Raw genomic sequence first — 296 nt, 5'->3', positions numbered from 1 at the left:
AAGAAAATAGAAGAATATAAAGATAAATTACAAAACGATAAAATCGAGGAGGCTTTTGGTCAATCAATTAAGGTAGTTAGAAAAATCGAACAAGAAGAAAATTCCGTTATCGAAGAATACGAAAAAATAACTATAGAACTAAAAAACAAAAGAGATCAATTAGATAAAGAAACCAAAAAAGAAGAAACAAAAATAACACAAATAGAACAACTAGAAATAAAATTAGAACCTATCGATGAAGAAATAAATACAATTAAAGAAGAATTAAAACAACTAAACCCTAATTATCAAAGAGT

At 24.7% G+C, this 296-nt stretch carries 1 pseudogene; it reads left to right on the top strand.

What is annotated here, in order from left to right:
- Positions 1 to 296, top strand: a pseudogene (locus tag RI68_RS02100) (DNA double-strand break repair protein Rad50); the annotation flags it as partial.

The sequence above is a fragment of the Vaccinium witches'-broom phytoplasma str. VAC genome, assembly GCF_000309405.1.
GTDB lineage: Bacteria > Bacillota_I > Bacilli_A > Acholeplasmatales > Acholeplasmataceae > Phytoplasma.
This window is presented reverse-complemented; position numbering and strand designations above follow the sequence as displayed.